The sequence below is a fragment of the Nonomuraea sp. JJY05 genome (assembly GCF_043496855.1).
GTDB lineage: Bacteria > Actinomycetota > Actinomycetes > Streptosporangiales > Streptosporangiaceae > Nonomuraea.
On record NZ_JBIEIS010000053.1, the window covers coordinates 68,161 to 84,633 of the forward strand.

Annotated in this window: 9 protein-coding genes; 6 read left to right on the forward strand and 3 right to left on the reverse strand. The window is 65.5% G+C overall.

The window, feature by feature from the left end:
* Positions 1-43 precede the first annotated feature (43 nt).
* Positions 44-1,480: an acetyl-CoA synthetase gene (locus ACFKCF_RS51810; RefSeq protein ID WP_394503525.1), complete on the reverse strand. Its 1,437-nt coding sequence runs from the start codon at positions 1,478-1,480 to the stop codon at positions 44-46.
* 283 nt (positions 1,481-1,763) lie between these two features.
* Between ACFKCF_RS51810 and ACFKCF_RS51815 the strand changes: the two genes are divergently transcribed.
* From ACFKCF_RS51815 to ACFKCF_RS51825, 3 genes are all read left to right on the forward strand, one after another.
* Entirely contained in the window at positions 1,764-2,885 is a 1,122-nt protein-coding gene (locus tag ACFKCF_RS51815; protein WP_394503527.1) for a trypsin-like serine peptidase, read from the forward strand.
* 280 nt (positions 2,886-3,165) lie between these two features.
* A complete protein-coding gene (locus ACFKCF_RS51820) occupies positions 3,166-4,269 on the forward strand; it encodes a trypsin-like serine peptidase (protein ID WP_394503529.1) in 1,104 nt (367 codons plus the stop codon).
* A 197-nt stretch (positions 4,270-4,466) separates the two neighbouring features.
* Positions 4,467-5,630 (forward strand): trypsin-like serine peptidase, encoded by a 1,164-nt coding sequence (locus tag ACFKCF_RS51825; RefSeq protein WP_394503531.1) that lies wholly within the window; start codon positions 4,467-4,469, stop codon positions 5,628-5,630.
* Between the two features lie 309 nt (positions 5,631-5,939).
* Here ACFKCF_RS51825 and ACFKCF_RS51830 read toward each other — a convergent pair whose 3' ends face one another.
* Both ACFKCF_RS51830 and ACFKCF_RS51835 read right to left on the reverse strand, forming a co-directional pair.
* Positions 5,940-6,497 (reverse strand): PIN domain-containing protein, encoded by a 558-nt coding sequence (locus tag ACFKCF_RS51830; RefSeq protein ID WP_394503533.1) that lies wholly within the window; start codon positions 6,495-6,497, stop codon positions 5,940-5,942.
* Positions 6,498-6,518: 21 nt separating this feature from the next.
* Positions 6,519-7,061: a helix-turn-helix domain-containing protein gene (locus ACFKCF_RS51835; protein ID WP_394503535.1), complete on the reverse strand. Its 543-nt coding sequence runs from the start codon at positions 7,059-7,061 to the stop codon at positions 6,519-6,521.
* 851 nt (positions 7,062-7,912) lie between these two features.
* Between ACFKCF_RS51835 and ACFKCF_RS51840 the strand changes: the two genes are divergently transcribed.
* The 3 genes from ACFKCF_RS51840 to ACFKCF_RS51850 all read left to right on the forward strand — a co-directional run bounded on the left by ACFKCF_RS51840 (position 7,913) and on the right by ACFKCF_RS51850 (position 16,129).
* Complete coding sequence (locus ACFKCF_RS51840) at positions 7,913-10,216, forward strand: DUF6531 domain-containing protein (RefSeq protein WP_394503537.1); 2,304 nt, start codon at positions 7,913-7,915, stop codon at positions 10,214-10,216.
* Positions 10,217-10,344: 128 nt separating this feature from the next.
* Positions 10,345-15,546, forward strand: a complete 5,202-nt coding sequence (locus ACFKCF_RS51845) for an RHS repeat-associated core domain-containing protein (protein ID WP_394503546.1) — start codon at positions 10,345-10,347, stop codon at positions 15,544-15,546.
* A 16-nt stretch (positions 15,547-15,562) separates the two neighbouring features.
* Entirely contained in the window at positions 15,563-16,129 is a 567-nt protein-coding gene (locus ACFKCF_RS51850) for a hypothetical protein (protein ID WP_394503539.1), read from the forward strand.
* Positions 16,130-16,473 lie beyond the last annotated feature (344 nt).

The following is a 16,473-nucleotide window of genomic DNA, read 5'->3' on the forward strand; positions in this document are numbered from 1 at the left end:
CAGATAGTAGTCATGCGGTCACAGCTTTTGCATCCACTTCAGGTCACCAGGCGGCCACGTTGACCTTCCCGTCAGAAGCCACCCGTACCACCTGCCCCACCAGCTCCCGCGACTCCGCATCCGCCAGCAGCCCCGCCTCCTCCACCACCGCATAAGCCCGCCCACCCGGCACCTCCACCACCAGCACCCCGCGCTCGGCGGCGCCGTCGCGCCCGTGCGCCACCGTGTACCCCGCCACCACCGCCTCCCCCGACCAGCTCCCCACCAGAGGCACCTCCTCCGCCACGAACACCGGCGCGGCGCTCCCCAGCCGCCCTCCCGGCTCGCTGGACCACACCGCGTACGTGTGCTTGGTCAGATGCATCCCCACCCCGCTCACCAGCCCGTGCCCCGACTGGGCCCGCAGCAGCCCCGCCATGGTCGCCGTGGAGTGCAGGACGTAGTCGCTGGCCGGCCCGCCCGCGTACGGCAGCCCGCCGGTGACGGTGAGCCCGCGCCGGTCCAGGGGATCGAGCCCGATCGCGTCGCACGATTGCCGCAACGCCACCGCGAAACAGCTGTACAGGTCGAGCGCGTGCATGTCGTCGAGCCCGAGCCCGGACCGCCGGAAAGCCGCCTCCGCCACGCGCGCGACGGCCCGGGAGGCCCCGAGCTCGGGCCGCGCGGCCACCTCCCAGGTGTCCTCCCCGTACGCCCACCCGCGCAGGTAGACCCGCCGGTCGGCCGGCACCCCGAGCCGGTCGGCCAGCCGCGAGCTGGCCAGGATGACGGCCGCCGCCTGGTCCACCTCCAGCACGGCCACCGTGTCCCTGGTGTAGGGCCAGCCGACGAAGCGGTCGCCCTTCGCGAGCTCGTCAGGAGTGCGGGCGGTCCGCCGCCAGGCGTACGGGTTCGCGGCGGCCACCTCGGTCATCGGCGCCATCATCCGGCCCCTGTCGCGCATCTCCTCCTCGATCGCGAGCCCGGACGCCGCCCGCCGCGCCGTCTCCATGATCGCGTAGGTGTGCACCGGCAGGAAGAGCCCGTGGGCCAGCGCGTACGGGTGCGGCGGGCGCTCCCACCCGTACGGAGGTTTGGGCACGGCGGGGTGGCTCCACGGGACGTGCTCGCCCGCCCGCCGGTACGCCCGGCGCGTCGCCAGCGCCTCGGCCCCCGCGACCAGCGCGGAGTCGAGCTCGCCCGCCGCGATCCTGGCCGCCGCCTCGCCGATGAGCACCTGCGGGGCCGTACCGCTGACCTTGGAGTACGCACGGTGGCGTGGTGCCGCGCCGAGCCTCTCGGCGAGGCGGCCGACCGGCGAGTCGTACTGCCACGAGTCGGTGTGGACGATCTGGATCGAGTCCAGCCGCCCGACGGGAAGCCGGGCGTCCTCGGCGGCCGCGCGTGCGGTCTCCTCCCACAGATCGAGTGGTTCCGGGCCGGGCTGCTCGCGGACGGTGCGTTGTGCGATGCCGATGAGACAGGGGGTGCGAGGATCCATGAATCCATCTAACCAGAACAAGATTCGGTTGATAAGAAGTGGCATTTGATAATGCCTGTTACCGCTGTTGCGCAAGACAAAAAACGGGCGGCGCGACCTGCGGGGATGCCAATTACGAATACATGCGGTTTCGCTATTTCGATAACGGAACGGAACCGGGCCATGCTTTTTCGCGTCGTTTCATGGCCATCCCCTGGCCCCATTCATTAACGTTCCGATCGTTTTCCTGGCCCACCGGGGCGCAGTACCCCGCTCTGGGCCGCCGAAAGCCGAAAGGAGCTCCATGTTTTCCCGAGCAAGGCGCATCGCGTTCCCGCTCGCCGGCCTGATGGCCGTCGGGCTGGCCGCGGGCATGGTCGGCGGCACCCCGGCCAACGCCCAAGCACCCGCCGACGTCGTGTCCCAGAACTCCGCCACCCCCGCCGAGCAGGCGATCCAGTTCTGGACCCCCGACCGCATCAAGCTGGCCACCGACTACGACGACGGCCTCGACCTGACCTCCAAGGGCGTCAAGGGCAGCAACGACGCACCTGACGGCCCTCCGGGATCCGTCCCGCCGATCGGCGAGGAGAAGACGAAGGCCAAGAAGAGCAAGCACGTCAATCTGCCCAACACGGTCGGCCGCGTGTTCTTCACGCTGCCGAAGGCCGACCCGCGCGACCCGAGGAGCTGGCGCTACTGCTCGGCCAGCTCGGTCCAGGGCAAGTACCGCAACCTCGTGGCGACCTCGGCCCACTGCGTTTACGACACCGCCAAGAACACCTTCTACGACAACTGGATCTTCATTCCGTCGTACTGGGACGGCAACAATGTCTGGGAGGGCAAGGCGCCCTACGGCATTTACGCCGCCAAGACGTTCAACGCGCACGACGACTTCGTGGTGAAGGAGGACTACGACTTCGACTACGCGTTCGTCAACGTCTACAACGGCATCAAGGTCAACTGGGAGAAGGTCGGCAACCGCTGGCAGTGGACGGTCAAGAACGTCGGCCGCCTCGGCGACAACGTCGGCGGCCAGGGCTTCACCTGGAACAGGAGCACGAAGCTGAACGTGTTCTCGTTCGGGTACCCGGCGGGCGAGCACCCCGACGGCGACAAGCCCTACACCGGCCGCACGATGAAGTTCTGCTACGGCAAGACCAGGCCGATGCCCGAGGCCAGGAAGTACAACCTCCAGGAGCACGTCGGCTTCAAGTGCTCCTTCACCGCCGGCGCGAGCGGCGGGCCGTTCATCTACAACTACAAGAGCGCGTCGCGCACCGGCTACCTGGTCGGCGTCAACAGCGTCGCATGGGACACCGACGCCAACGACCGCTACGACTACATCTCGTCCCCGTACTTCAACACCGACACGTACAAGGTCTACAAGGCCGCAGCCAACCGCTGGACCGGCAACTTCCGCTGATCGAGGTGGCACCCGAGGCCCCGGTTCCCTCGGGAACCGGGGCCTTCCCCTGAGGCGTACATCACTGGAGCGGGCGTGGAATGAGTGGAATTCAACAAGCGCCTACACCCACTCCGACCTGCGGAAACATCCCTTACCAATGATCATTTAGAGATCTGTCTGACGGTGTCCTTATAGTGCACTGTGCACCCTTGATCAGGTAACGAATGTCTATCCTGGCTGCAATACCACCAGTTCATCTGGAAAAATCCACCCTTACGACCCCAAGAAAGGCTAATTCATGATCCCCCGGGCCAGGCACTTGGTGGCGGCTGCGCTCAGCAGCGCGCTGCTGCTGTCGCCTGCCTTCACGGGGATCGCGAACGCCGCGCCTGACAGCAAGGTCTTCGCCGTGTCGCTGGCCAAGACCGCGGTGGACGTGAAGCGGGTCGCCGACTACTGGACGCCCGACCAGCTCAAGAAGGCCGACAGCTACAGCCCCGCGACGCCCGGCGCCCAGGCCGCCACCCCGGCGCCGTCGGCCTCCACGCAGGCCTCCAACCCCGCCACGCAGGTCGCGACCGCCGTCACGCGGGCCACCGCCGCGCAGGCCGTGCGCCCCGTGCTGCCGCGCAAGGGCTCGGTCGCCAGGACCATGGGCAAGGTGTTCTTCCGGTTCGGGGACAAGGAGTACTGGTGCTCCGCCAGCGCGGTCGCCGCCACGAACCGCAGCGTCGTCGCGACGGCCGGGCACTGCGCGTACGACCCGCGGCAGGCCAAGGCGGCCGACTACTGGATCTTCGTCCCCAACCCCGGCCCCAACGGCGAGACGCCCGACGGCATCTACGTGGGCTCCTCGATCAGCATGCACGAGGACTGGTCGGGCAAGGGCGACTACGACTTCGACTACGCGTTCGTGACCGTGCACCGCGGTTTCCAGTGGGAGGCCAAGGACGGCCGCTACGTCATGAAGGACGTGGGCCGGCTCCAGGACAACGTCGGCGGCCAGGGCATCCAGCTGAACAAGAAGCCGACCACGTACACGGTGGCCGCGTTCGGCTACCCGGCGGGCGCGCAGCCCGACGGCACCCGCCCGTTCGACGGCAAGCGCCTGGAGATGTGCAAGGAAGGCCCCACCCGCTGGACCTCCGCCGTCAGCCTCGACCTGCAGAAGGGCGTGCAGCTGCTCAACTGCGACTTCAGCCCGGGCGCGAGCGGCGGCCCGTGGCTGATCGGCTTCAACAAGGACCGCTGGACCGGCTATCTGAACGGCGTCAACAGCCTGACCTGGAACAGGGACGCGAAGGGCTGGTACGACGCGGTGTCGTCCCCCTACTTCGACACCACCGCCGGAGAGGTCTACCGACGCGCCGCCGCGCAGACCACTCCGCCAAATGTGACCTAAATCACTGCAACCATCCGGTCACTTCCGGTGATCAGCGGATCCTTTGTCTCGACAAGGTCACGACGCCCCCTTGGACCGCTGACATGATCTACCTGAAATTCACATGGACATTGTCAAACCGGTAAGTTCCGGACTGTCCGTTTGCTGAGTTATGGAGGTGCACCAGGCGCCTCATGTCAGCGCAACCTGGAGTTACCTTGAAGCGAATCCTTCTGCCCGCCGGCGGGGCCGTCCTCGCGACCGGCCTGCTCGCCGTAGGTCTGACCGGTACGGCCCAGGCCGACGGCGACGTCTCCCACGACCCGATGGCCAACAACACGGCCGAGGCCGCCTCCGTCGCCTCCTTCTGGCTCGCCTCGAACGGAGCCGCGCTCCGGCAGGCGACCCAGTACACCTGGGACGCGAACGAAGTCCGGAAGGTCGTCTCCAAGGGCGGCTACAGCCCCGACGGCAAGCCCGGCACCACGGCGCCGACCGGCGAGACGAAGTCGACCGGCAGGGCCCAGAACGTGAACATCCCCAAGACCATCGGCAAGGTCTTCTTCGTCGACGGCTCCGGCAAGTTCCGCTGGTGCTCGGCCACCTCCGTCCAGTCGAACTACCGCAACCTGGTCTCCACGGCCGGCCACTGCGTCTACGACACGGACAGCAACAAGGCGCTCCTCGACAACTGGGTCTTCGTCCCCGGCTACTACCAGGGCAAGACCCCGTGGGGCATCTACGTGGGCAAGCAGGCCTTCACCCACTACGACTTCGACACCTACGAGGACTACGACAAGGACTACGCCTTCGTCACGGTCTACAACGGCATCCAGTTCAACGGCGTGAAGCAGGTGGACCGCAAGGACTACGCCCGCTTCACCGGCCCGAAGCGCGCGTGGGGCGGCCACTACTACATCCTGCTGTCCAAGGACGCCGGTCGCCTCGGCGACAACGTCGGCGGCCAGGGCTTCGCCTGGAACCAGCCCACCGGCAAGCCGGTCCGCGCCTTCGGCTACCCGGCCGCTCCGCACCCGGACGGCAACAAGCCGTACAGCGGCGTCACGCCGAAGAACTGCTACGGCACGACCACCGCCAAGGCGGTCGGCGCCCCCTGGCTCAAGATCGAGGAGCACATCGGCCTCAAGTGCGCCGTTACCCCCGGTTACGACGGCGGCCCCTGGCTCCTGAACTACAGCAACGGCAAGCGCCTGGGCTACGTGAACGGTGTGACGAGCACCTTCGCCGACCAGGACGGCAACGACCGCGTCGACTACATCACCTCGCCCTACTTCGACGGCGAGACGGCCGCGGTGTACAACGCGGCCAAGAACGTGTGGTCCGGCAAGATCGTCGGCCCGAACGGCGAGCTGTACAAGTAAGCCCTTCCAGGGGAAAGGCGAGGGTCTCGGCATCCCGAGGCCCTCGCCTTAACTGTTTCCGGGCTCGAAAGCACGGCCTTCCACTTGGGGGCGCTTCGCGCCATGGAGTCCAGACAGCGTCTCCCAAGGGGAGCTCCGCCCCCCTTTCGATCCCCCTTCAACCCCCGCTCGCTCCGCTCGCCAGCCCCACCCCTTGCCCGGTTACCGGCTTGGCCCGCTGGAGCCCACCCTGAGCGGTCCTCGCTTCGCTCGGACCGTCCTGTCTGGGCTCCGCCCCTCCTAACCCCCCAGTGGCCCACCTAGGCCCGTCTACAAGCGACTGCGCGTTCGTCGCGCAAAGACAGGAACACCCGCTCTTTCCAGTGCGCCGATGATGTCCAAGACGGTCATGGGCGGGCGCCGTTTTCCGGCCGCCATTCTGGCCAGCACGCCCATCACCTCGTGAGGGCTTTGACTCAGCAGCGAACAGAGGTACGTGTCTGGCTCGGTGACCGTCAGCCCGTACTGGCTCAGGAAGGATGCGGGGAAGTCTGCAAGGTTCCACGTAACGAGGGTCTGGGCGCCACCCGCGACCGCAGCCGCCATGTGATGACAGTCGTCAAGATCGGGGCCCTCCATTCGATCGAGCAGGTGCTTGTAGTCATCCTCCGGAACACGGCTATCGGCGAAGAACTCTCGAATCATCGCCCCAATTCGTGCGGCCGCCGGTGCGGAGCGGTGCTGCTCGCGCACGATGACACGTTCCCACTCCTCCAACAGATGATCACTCCAGACCACGACGTGAACGGCGTCCTCGGTGAGCGCGAGCATGAGGTCCATCAAGGAGAACGGGAACAGCACATTGGTGTCGACGAAGACCCGCGCCATCTGGCAGTACCTCCCGAAAGGTCAGTAGGGCAGTTCCGCCTCTTCGGCGGCCTCCATGATCTGGCGACGGCCTTCGGCGCGGCGCTCACGGCGAGCCTGGAACTCGAGAACGTCCACAAGGCGAACCAGGCGATGACGGCTGTCCGGCAGATGCTGTGAAGGGATCTCGCCTTCATCGAGCAGCCGTGCAACGAAAGGCCGTGAAAGTCCCAGCATCTCGGCTACCTCGTTCGGCGTCAGGCGAGTCTCCACCGGCAAGGCGAAGACCGCATTGCCCTTGGCGAGGTCGTGCGCCGCCGCCGCCAGGAGGTTCACGAGCGACTGCGGAAGCTCGATGTCGGTACCATCAGGCCCCCGCAGCACCAGGGACGCCCTGGCGGCCGCCGCAGTCGCCTCCAGGTGCTCAAGTAGCTTGCGGTCACCACTATCCGCTTCGACACGTGTTGCGTTGGCCAGAACCCCGGTACGAGGCATGACGACCTCCAGCTTCTCCCATATCTGCAATAACTGTAACTTGGCCTGGCCGGAGACACCAACACGTGAAACAGCATCTCTGGGGATCACCAGGACCGGCCATTGTGTCGTGATCGCCCTGTCACTGGCGAGAAGCAGTGAGAGCCTGGAACTTGGGAACGGTCCCGCTCAGCGGATCAACCACGGCTGACCTCAATCCTGCCGGCGAACACACCGCTTGCTGCCAGGGCGGCGAATTCTATTGCCCTGGCGCCCCAGGATGACGGCTTTTCGGGGCTCGGCCTGCTCCTTGGCAGGAGGTGACATACAGCATCCGGACAGTCGGTGGCGTCGACCTGCCCTCAGTGCTGACGCAACGCGAGCCGGTACGCACAGCCGTAACCGGTACTCCCGAGATAGTCGACGTCGACGACGGTGATACTCCCGCTCGCGAAGAAAGGCATCGACCTCGACTTTCATCGCAGTCTGGGGATCAGACAGGCGCCGACGAGAGCGGCGTTCACGACCACCTCGATCGGTCACAATCGCAGGCGAGCAGGGATCGACGTCACTGTCGACGCTCTGGACAGGCGATGCTCGCCGGGTCGCGAGCGTGGGACTCCTTGCAGACGCTGGCCGTTCACCACGGAACCTACGCTCGTGATCTGTCTACTTCGCATCCCAGGAGCGACCCAAGGAACAGCGGGGTCAACGCACTAACCGTTGATCCGGTACGTCGCGTTCCGTACCGAATTAATCGCAAAGATACCTCTTGTTGTCTGATCTTGCTAAAGTTACGCTTTGCCCGTTTGGTCAGTGCTCCAGGGCCGCACGAGTCAGGCTTGCCTGCCGGGTGGGGAGAGCGACGTCCGGCACCCTGATGTGGGTGCCCCTCGTTGTGGTTCGGAGCGTGACGGCGTATGCGCCGGTATTTGGCATGGGGTCGTTCGCGGCGTCGTCTGATGGCCGCGCACATCGGGCTGTTCCTGGTACTGATGCCGGGCTTAGCGCAAGTTGCCGCGCTTCCGGCGGTTGCGGACTCTCAAGACACGGCCATCGCGGTAGCACAGGGGACGCCTGACACACCGCGTCAGCAGATAGGCGCGACGAAGAATCTGCCGTCCCTGGTGCCTGCCTCGGTCACGGCAGCGCCTGTGACCGCGAAACGGGGCAAGCAGAAGATCAAGTCGCTGAAGGGTGCGGTAGGCCCCGATATCGCGCCACGGACACAGAGCACGCGGGCTGTGAGCAGTACCAGGTTACCGGCGGGGACGGCGCGGGCCGAGGCGCTGGACGCCGCGGCAGCCGCACCCGTCATCAAGGACATGTGGCCGCTGGACGGGGCTCCGTCGGTTTCGACCACGCCGACGCTGGTGGCTTACGCATCGGAGGGTACGTCCCCGTATCGGTATGAGTTCACCGTCTGTGAACAGCCGAAAGAGGACGAAGGACAGCCGGAGGGGTGCTTCGGCCGCGACGGGACGCCCTATCCGTCCGTGTGGTCCGGGGCGCTGCCGGCTGAGGTGAACCGGTGGCAGGTTCCGGCGGGCGAACTCAAGTGGGCCACGGTCTACGCGTGGACGGTGAAGGTTACCGACGCGTCTGGCGGGTCGGTGACGTCCCCGTATCGGACGTTCGTCACGGGTGTGCGGCAGCCGTCGGTCGGCTCGCAGCTGGCCAACCGGGACAGCAACGGCCAGGAGTTTCAGGCCGTCTCGGGTAACTACACCACGACGGTGGTGGACGCCTCGGTGGCCACGGTGGGCCCGGCGCTGTCGATCGCGCGGACCTACAACAGTTTGGACGCCCGCCGTGACGGCCTGTTCGGCGCCGGCTGGTCGACCCGGTACGACATGCGGATCCAGGTGGAGCCGAGCGCGGCGTTGCTGGTGACCTATCCCGACGGGCGGCGGTTGCGGTTCGCACCGAAGGGAGGTGGCAGCTTCCAAGCGCCGCCCGGGATGCAGGCCACGCTGGCGCAGGTGTCCGGCGGCGGGTGGAAGCTGATGGATCAGTCCTCGACCGTCTACCACTTCAACGGGCAGGGACGGCTGACGCGGATCGTCGACGGGCGGGGGCGCGCCCAGGAGTTGAGCTACAACGCGAACGGCACACTGGCCAAGGTCACGGCTGTGGGGGGCCGGTCGCTCACCTTCACCTGGAGCGGCTCGCACATTGGGACCGTGTCCACCGACCCGGTCGATGGTGCGCCGCAGACCTGGACCTACACCTACGACGGAGACAAGCTCAGCACCGCATGCAACCCGACGTCCGCGCCGAACTGCACCACCTACCACTACGCCACCGGTTCGCTGTATCGCGGCCTGGTGGAGGACGATGAGCCGGTGGGGTGCTGGCGGCTGGGCGAGCCGTCCATCTTCGGTCCTACGCCCACACCTTGCGTCCCGCCTATCTGCATTCCGCAAGGGACCACACAGGCCCGCAGTCTAGGGTGGGGGGCGGGCGAGGCCACCTATAGTGGTGTTGATCTCGAGCAGCCCGGCGCGCTTGCCGGATCGGCCGACACCTCCGCGTCCTTCGACGGGGATGCGTCGCTCGTGGAGTTGCCGGACAACGCGATTGCCCGTTTGGACGACCGGTTGTCGCTGGAGTTGTGGTTCAAGACCACGACCTCGGGCATCCTGGCCTACACCTCGGCCGAGCGGCCTTCCTCCTCCATTCCGGCGTTCTTCCAAGAGGGCCAGCCGCTGCTGTACGTCGGCACGGACGGCAAACTGCGTGGCCAGTTCCGCACATTCGACGCGAGCGGGTCACCGATCACCTCCCCGATCACGTCCTCGGGCGCTGTCAACAACGGCCAATGGCACCATGTGGTCCTGAGCGGCGCCGCAAACAACCAGAGCCTTTACCTGGACGGCGCCGCCGTCGGCTCCCTGGCCGGCACCATCGATCACGACTGGATGGCATATGCCGCCATCGGCGAGGGCGCAACCCACAACTGGCCCGCCACCAAGCCGCCAACCTTTACCCCACCATGTGGGGGCTTGACGGCCAGATCGACGAGGTCGCCCTGTACGACCGGGCGCTCGGCAACGCCGAGGCCGCCGAACACTACACGGCCCGCCTCGCCGCACCGCACCTACTGGACAAGGTCACTCTGCCGTCCGGGCGGGTATGGGCGCAAAACACCTACGACACGGCCAAGGACCGGCTGCAAAGCCACACCGATGAGCACGGCGGCACCTGGAAGCCGGCCGAGCCCAGCCAGGTCGACCCGCAGACGGGCATCTCCACGGTCACCGTGACCGACCCGCAAAACAACACGCTGACCTATAAGCACGACGCCTGGCGCGGCTATCGCCTCATCTCCCAGCGTGACCAACGCCAGCAGGAGATCAGCTACTCCTACGATGCGGCCGGATACCTCTACGGGATGACGCGCGGGGGCGTTGTCACCGTGCTCAGCAACGACAAGCGCGGCAATCTCCTGTCCTCCGCCCAGTGCCAGATCCCGGAGTCGAACCCCACTCTTCCCCTCTGGCAATGCACCCATCCGGTCTTGCCGACCGATCCCCGGCCGGTGAACCAGCGGTGGTACGACTACTACGTCAACAAGGACAACGAGTTCGACCCGCGCAACGACCGGCTGACAACTGTCCGCGATGGACGGTCCGCCTCGCCCACCGACAACACCTACGCCACCACCTTCGAGTACAACGCCTACGGCGAGCAGACCAAGCAGACCACCCCGGCCACGCTCGACTTCCCCAACGGCCGCTCCGCCATCATCGCCTACACCGACGGCACCGAAGCGGCGGTCGGCGGTGGCACCACACCGGCCGGGCTGGCGAAGACCCGCACCGACGCCAAGGGCAACATCACAAGCTTCGGCTACAACGCCGCGGGCGATCTGGCCGAGAAGACCGACCCGTCGGGGCTGATCACCAGGTTCGAGCACGACGCGCTCGGCCGTGTGACCACCCAAACTCTGATCTCCGACGCCGAGCCCGGTGGAGTGAAGACCATCTTCACCTACGACAAGCTGGGCCGGCTGGCCACGCAGACGGCAGCGGGTGTGAAGAACGAGATCAGCGGTGTCACGCATACGGCGAAGACCAGCTACAGCTATACCCCGGACGGGAACACGCTCACCGAGACCGTCGCCGATCTGACCGGTGGCGACCCGGCGCGGACTACCACCTACGCCTATGACGCCTACGGCCGTCAGGAGAGCGTCACCGATCCCGAGGGCGGCGTAATCCACGCCACCTGGAACAAACTGGGGCTGCGCGAGACGGTCACTGACGAGATGGGTTCGGTCTTCGGCTTCACCTACACTGAGCGCGGCGAACAGGCTACGACGACGCTGAAGAATTGGACCGGTAGCCCGGTCAACCCGCAGCCGGCCAAGGAGATCGTCCTGGAGTCGTTCTCCTACGACCCGGCTGGTCGCCTGCAGGCGCGGGTGGACGCGATGGGCCGCAAGACCTCCTACACCTACTACGCCGACGACCGCCTAGCACAGGTGACCGGCGACGATGTCAAGCTGAACGGCTCCACCACTCCCAAGGACGTGGTGCTGGAGGCCAACACCTACGACGCAGCAGGCAACCTCACCCAGAAGGTCATTGGCGGCGGCATCACCACCAGCGACTACGTCTACGACGCTGCTGGCCGGCTCACTTCGGCAACGCTCGACCCGGCCACGCTCAAGCGCAAGACCGCTTACGAGTACGACGCCAACGGCTTGACCACCAAGGAGACCCGGACCGGCGCCGGCAGCACCCGTCAGGAGACCACCAGCTACGCCTACAACGCCGCAGGCATCCGCACCCGCCAGACGATCGAGAACGGCGACCAGGACCTCGTCACCACCTGGACGATCGACGACCGCGGTCTGACCACCGCGATCATCGACCCGCGCGGCAACGCCGACGGCGCTACCAAGGCCGACTTCACCACCGAGATGCGCTATGACGTGCTGGGACGTCTGATTGAGGCGACTGGCCCGCAGGTCAAGGTGGATAAGTCCGGTACAGCTGCCGATGCGCACCCCACGGCCCGCTTCGGCTACGACGCCGTCGGTGCCAAGACTCATGAGACGGACGCCGAAGGCCGCACTGTGACCTCCGTCTTCGACAAGATCGGCCGCCTGACCAGCCGACGCGCGCCCGACTACACCCCACCCGGCGGCACCACGGTCACCCCGGCCACCTCCTATGCCTACAACGCTGCCGGGCAACTGATCTCCACCACTGATCCGCGCGGCTACATGACCACGTTCGACTACGACAAGCTCGGCCGCCAGGTCCGCGTTACCGACCCAACTCCGGACGGACAGCAGGCGGGCACGTGGGTGACGGAGTACGACTTGGCCGGAGAGAAGCTGGCGACCGTCAACCCGAACGGCGGTCGCATTGAGGCCACCTACGACGACCTTGGCCGCCAGATCACTGCCACGCAGATCGAACGCAAGCCCACCAGCGCCGCCTACACCACGACCATGGAGTACGACAACGCGGGCCGCTTGCTCAAGCAGACCGCCCCGGGCGGCAAGGCGACGTCTTACACCGTGAATGCCGCGGGCCAGGTCACCACCACGACCGACCCGCTGACCAACAAGACCACCATGGACTACGACCTGGCCGGCCGCCTCATCAAGGCCACCGACCCGAACGGCAACGCCACCACCGCCGAATACGACCTGGCCGGCCGCAAGACCGCGGCCAAGGACCTGAACGCAGGCGGCACGGTGCAGCGCACCTTCGGCTACGGCTACGACGCTGCGGGCAACCAGATCAGCGCCACCTCACCCGAGGGGCACATCACCAAGCAAACCTTCGACGCGCTGAATCGGGCCACCTCGCTCGTCGAACCGGTCTCGTCCACAGAGCAGATCACCACGAGCTTCGGCTACGACGCCACCGGCGCCCGCACCCGCCTCACCGACGGCCGCGGCAACGCCACGTGGACCAGCTACAACAGCCTCGGCCTGGTCGAGACGGTGGTCGAACCGTCCACCACCACTTACCCGAACCCAACCGACCGCACCTGGACCCAGATCTACGACAAGGCAGGCAACCAGGTAGCCACCATCCAACCCGGCGGCGTACGCATCGACCGCACCTTCGACCATCTGGGCCGCCTCACCAAGGAAACCGGCGCAGGCGGCGGTGCCACCAGCGCCGAACGCACCTTCGGCTACGACCTCGCCAGCCGCCCGATAACCGCGGGCGATCTGACCGTCGAATTCAACGACCGGGGCTTGCCGCTGAAGGTCTCCCGCGGCTCCACGCAGGAGACCGCGTACGGCTATGACGACCTCGGTAACCCCACCCAGCGCACCGATGCGGCCGGTACCGCTGCCTTCACCTGGGACAACGCCAGCCGCCTCGCCACCGCCACAGACCCGGTCACCGGCCGCACCCTCACCTACGGCTACGACCCGGCCAGCCGGCTGAAGACCGTCACCGCCACCAGCGGCACGGCCAGCACCCAGACCATCGACTACGACGACATGGACCGGGTCACCGGCCAGACGTTGAAGAACGGCTCCGGCACCCAACTCGCCAAGATCACCTACGGGTGGGACAAGGACAACAACCTCACCTCCAAGATCACCGCAGGCACCGCCGGGGCGGGCACCAACACCTACGGCTACGACCACGCCGGACGGCTGACCTCCTGGACCGCCCCCGGCGGCGCGGTCACCGCGTATGAGTGGGACGCCGCCGGCAACCGCACCAAGGCCGGCAACGCGACCTTCACCTACGACGAGCGCAACCGTCTCACCAACGGCGACGGCACCGACTACGCCTACACGGCACGCGGTACCCTGGCCACCAGCACCAAGGCGGGTGCCACCACCCAGTACACCTTCGATGCCTTCGATCGGCTCATCGCCGACGGCGACAGCCTCTACAGCTACGACGCCCTCGACCGGATGACCAGCCGCATCCGCGGCACCACCAAGAACACCTTCACCTACTCCGGGCTCGGCAACGATCTGGCCGCCATCACCGACAGCGGTGGCGCCGTCCAGGCCAAGTATGCCCGCGACCTCGGCGGCGGCCTACTCGGCCTCAAGGAAGGCACCGGCGCAGCGGTGGCCGCACTGAGCGACCTGCACGGCGATCTGGTAGGCACCTTCACCTCCAGCCTGCAGACCTCCACCGCCTATGACCCGTTCGGCACGGTCATCGCCCAGACTGGCGCCAAGACCGGCCTCGGCTATCAGGGCGAGTACACCGACCCTGACACCGGCAAGGTCAATATGCACGCCCGCTGGTACCAGCCCGGCACCAGCACCTTCACCAGCCGCGACACTGCAGCCCTCAACCCCAGACCGTCAGTGCAGGCCAACCGCTACACCTACGCCAACGCTTCACCTGTCACCGGCACCGACCCCACCGGCCACTACACAGTCATCGACGGCGGCTCCATCGCCACCCCAGGAAACTCCTCCTCCTCAGGCGTCGACTACCAGACCGCTACCAACATCTACGCCCAGTTCGGCATCATCATCGGCGGCGGCAACAGCAGCAAGAGTGGCGGGGGCACGTGCATCGGAAGCTGCTACGGAGGCGGCGGCGCGGTGGAGGTTTGCACTGCCTGCCTCACCGCAGGCGAAGCGACTTGGAACTTCGCCGAGGACGGCTCCATGGACTGGTACTTCGAGAATTATGTTCTGCCGAGCCTTCCCTCCTTCAGCGATGAGGAGGCTAAGCGAATCGGCGTGATGACGAACGGAATGACGGCCCCAGCCGACTACTGGAAAATGTCCGCCAAGGAGCGTGCCGCACTCACAGATTTCATCTCGTGGGTTAACTTCGTGAATCCTTCGATCACGGAGAAGGACTTGCTCGGCATCGGCCGACCTGAATCTAATTCAGCAATGGGTGGCCGGCTTTCCTCCAACGCTCGGAGTAATCGACTTGGTGCATATCGGGCGAAGCCAATTGGGGGCGGCCCCTCCTCCGGCGCCGCCCCCAAAGTTCCGAGCAAGCAGTCCATATATGACAAATACAAGGCGGTCGCCAAGTACCGTGGCGATATCGAAAAGGCCGCCAACAAACAGGGGATCAGCAAATATGTTCTTGCGGCAGTACTCATGTGGGAGAGCACGCACGCAACAGAAGGCCACGGGCCAGGTGTTCTCGTAGCGGTACACGACGAGGGGTGGAACGCGTCGCTCGGCATTGGCCAACTGGAGGCTTACAAGGCTCGATGGATGCTAATAAAATACTACAGCCATGAAAGAGATTGGACGAAAGCGACGCTGGCAGATGTTATGAAGCAGCTGGCCAATCCGGTCAGGGCCATCCATATAACTGCCGCCTGGATGAAGCATCTCAAGCAGAACATTGTTGTTACAGATGCGGACACGGGGATCACTCGTCATATCAGCGATAAAGAGGCCGCGTACGCTTATTGCGGATGTTCCGGAGTGGTGTTTAGAAATAAGGACGGGTCGGTCAACTACCCGGTTCCGTTATATGACAAATTCCGCATCTGGGTACAAGGTGACTATCGTTACCTCGGTTCAAGCAATGCGAGTGCCGCGATTCAGCGCAAGAAAGATCTGGACGCCATGCTGGAGCCGGGCACTGGCGAGGCTTGGATATTCATGCGATAAATCGGAGGAGACGACTTTGGTTTCGGTCGGTGTCGGCGGCGGAGAAACTCGCCGTCATGGCGCAGAAGATCGTGTGCTGCGAGGCAATGTGCGGAGGCTTGTTGCTCTGCTCGTCGGAGCAGTTTCCTTGGCCGCCGGATGTGGAGTGAACGATCCGGCCGCTTATCAGATGACTACTGCTACTTATCAGGCGACTCCCGCCACCTATCAGGTGACTCCTGCCACCCTAGATGAGGTGCGGAGTATTGGGCTGGTACAGGCAGAGGGCAGTGTAGACCTAGGCATGGACGACTCGGCGGAGGTTACGAATACGTTCGTCATCGACGTTGGCAGTGCGAGCGCCAATGCGGCGACCGCAAAGTCGGCCAGCCTCCTCCGTGATCGTGGATGGGAGATAATCGGTAAGGAGCGGCCGTGGTTTGTCATGATGAAATCCACTAGATGGAACGCCTTTTTGTCCATCGACTCGTTCCAGTCTGTACATTTAACGAGCCATCCGGACATTTTGAAGACGCTCAAGGACACGTCCGCAAAAACCGAAGCGTCTGTGATCATAAATGTTGAGGTGTATCAGGGGGGCTAGCCCCATCTTTCGTGGACCCGGCAACCCGAGAGGACTCGACGCGAGTGGACCCTTCGATGAGGCCAGAGTGTGATCGTGGGCCATGTGTGGACCGTCCATTGCCTTGATCGAGTGACGTGGGTGGACGCGGATGGACCGAAGAAGAGGGCGACAGCAAGCGAGAATGAGCCGACAGTGATAGCGAAGCCGGTGAGCGCCTGCTCACCGGCGCGGCGATGAACGGGTCTGTACGGTCACTGGCTCTGGCCCACTTTCGGTGGTGACGGAAAGTGATAGCTCGTGTCGGTCCATCGCTATCTCGGCGTGCCGTGCCAGCGTGACGTCGGTGTGACGTAAAAGATCTT

What these genes read in the sequence shown, in the direction of transcription:
- ACFKCF_RS51840 (WP_394503537.1), top strand. Translation starts at nt 7,913, where the DNA reads ATGGCCGCGCACATCGGGCTGTTCCTGGTACTGATGCCGGGCTTAGCG.
- ACFKCF_RS51815 (WP_394503527.1), top strand. Translation starts at nt 1,764, where the DNA reads ATGTTTTCCCGAGCAAGGCGCATCGCGTTCCCGCTCGCCGGCCTGATG.
- ACFKCF_RS51830 (WP_394503533.1), bottom strand. Translation starts at nt 6,497, where the DNA reads ATGGCGCGGGTCTTCGTCGACACCAATGTGCTGTTCCCGTTCTCCTTG.
- ACFKCF_RS51845 (WP_394503546.1), top strand. Translation starts at nt 10,345, where the DNA reads ATGACGCGCGGGGGCGTTGTCACCGTGCTCAGCAACGACAAGCGCGGC.
- ACFKCF_RS51810 (WP_394503525.1), bottom strand. Translation starts at nt 1,480, where the DNA reads ATGGATCCTCGCACCCCCTGTCTCATCGGCATCGCACAACGCACCGTC.
- ACFKCF_RS51820 (WP_394503529.1), top strand. Translation starts at nt 3,166, where the DNA reads ATGATCCCCCGGGCCAGGCACTTGGTGGCGGCTGCGCTCAGCAGCGCG.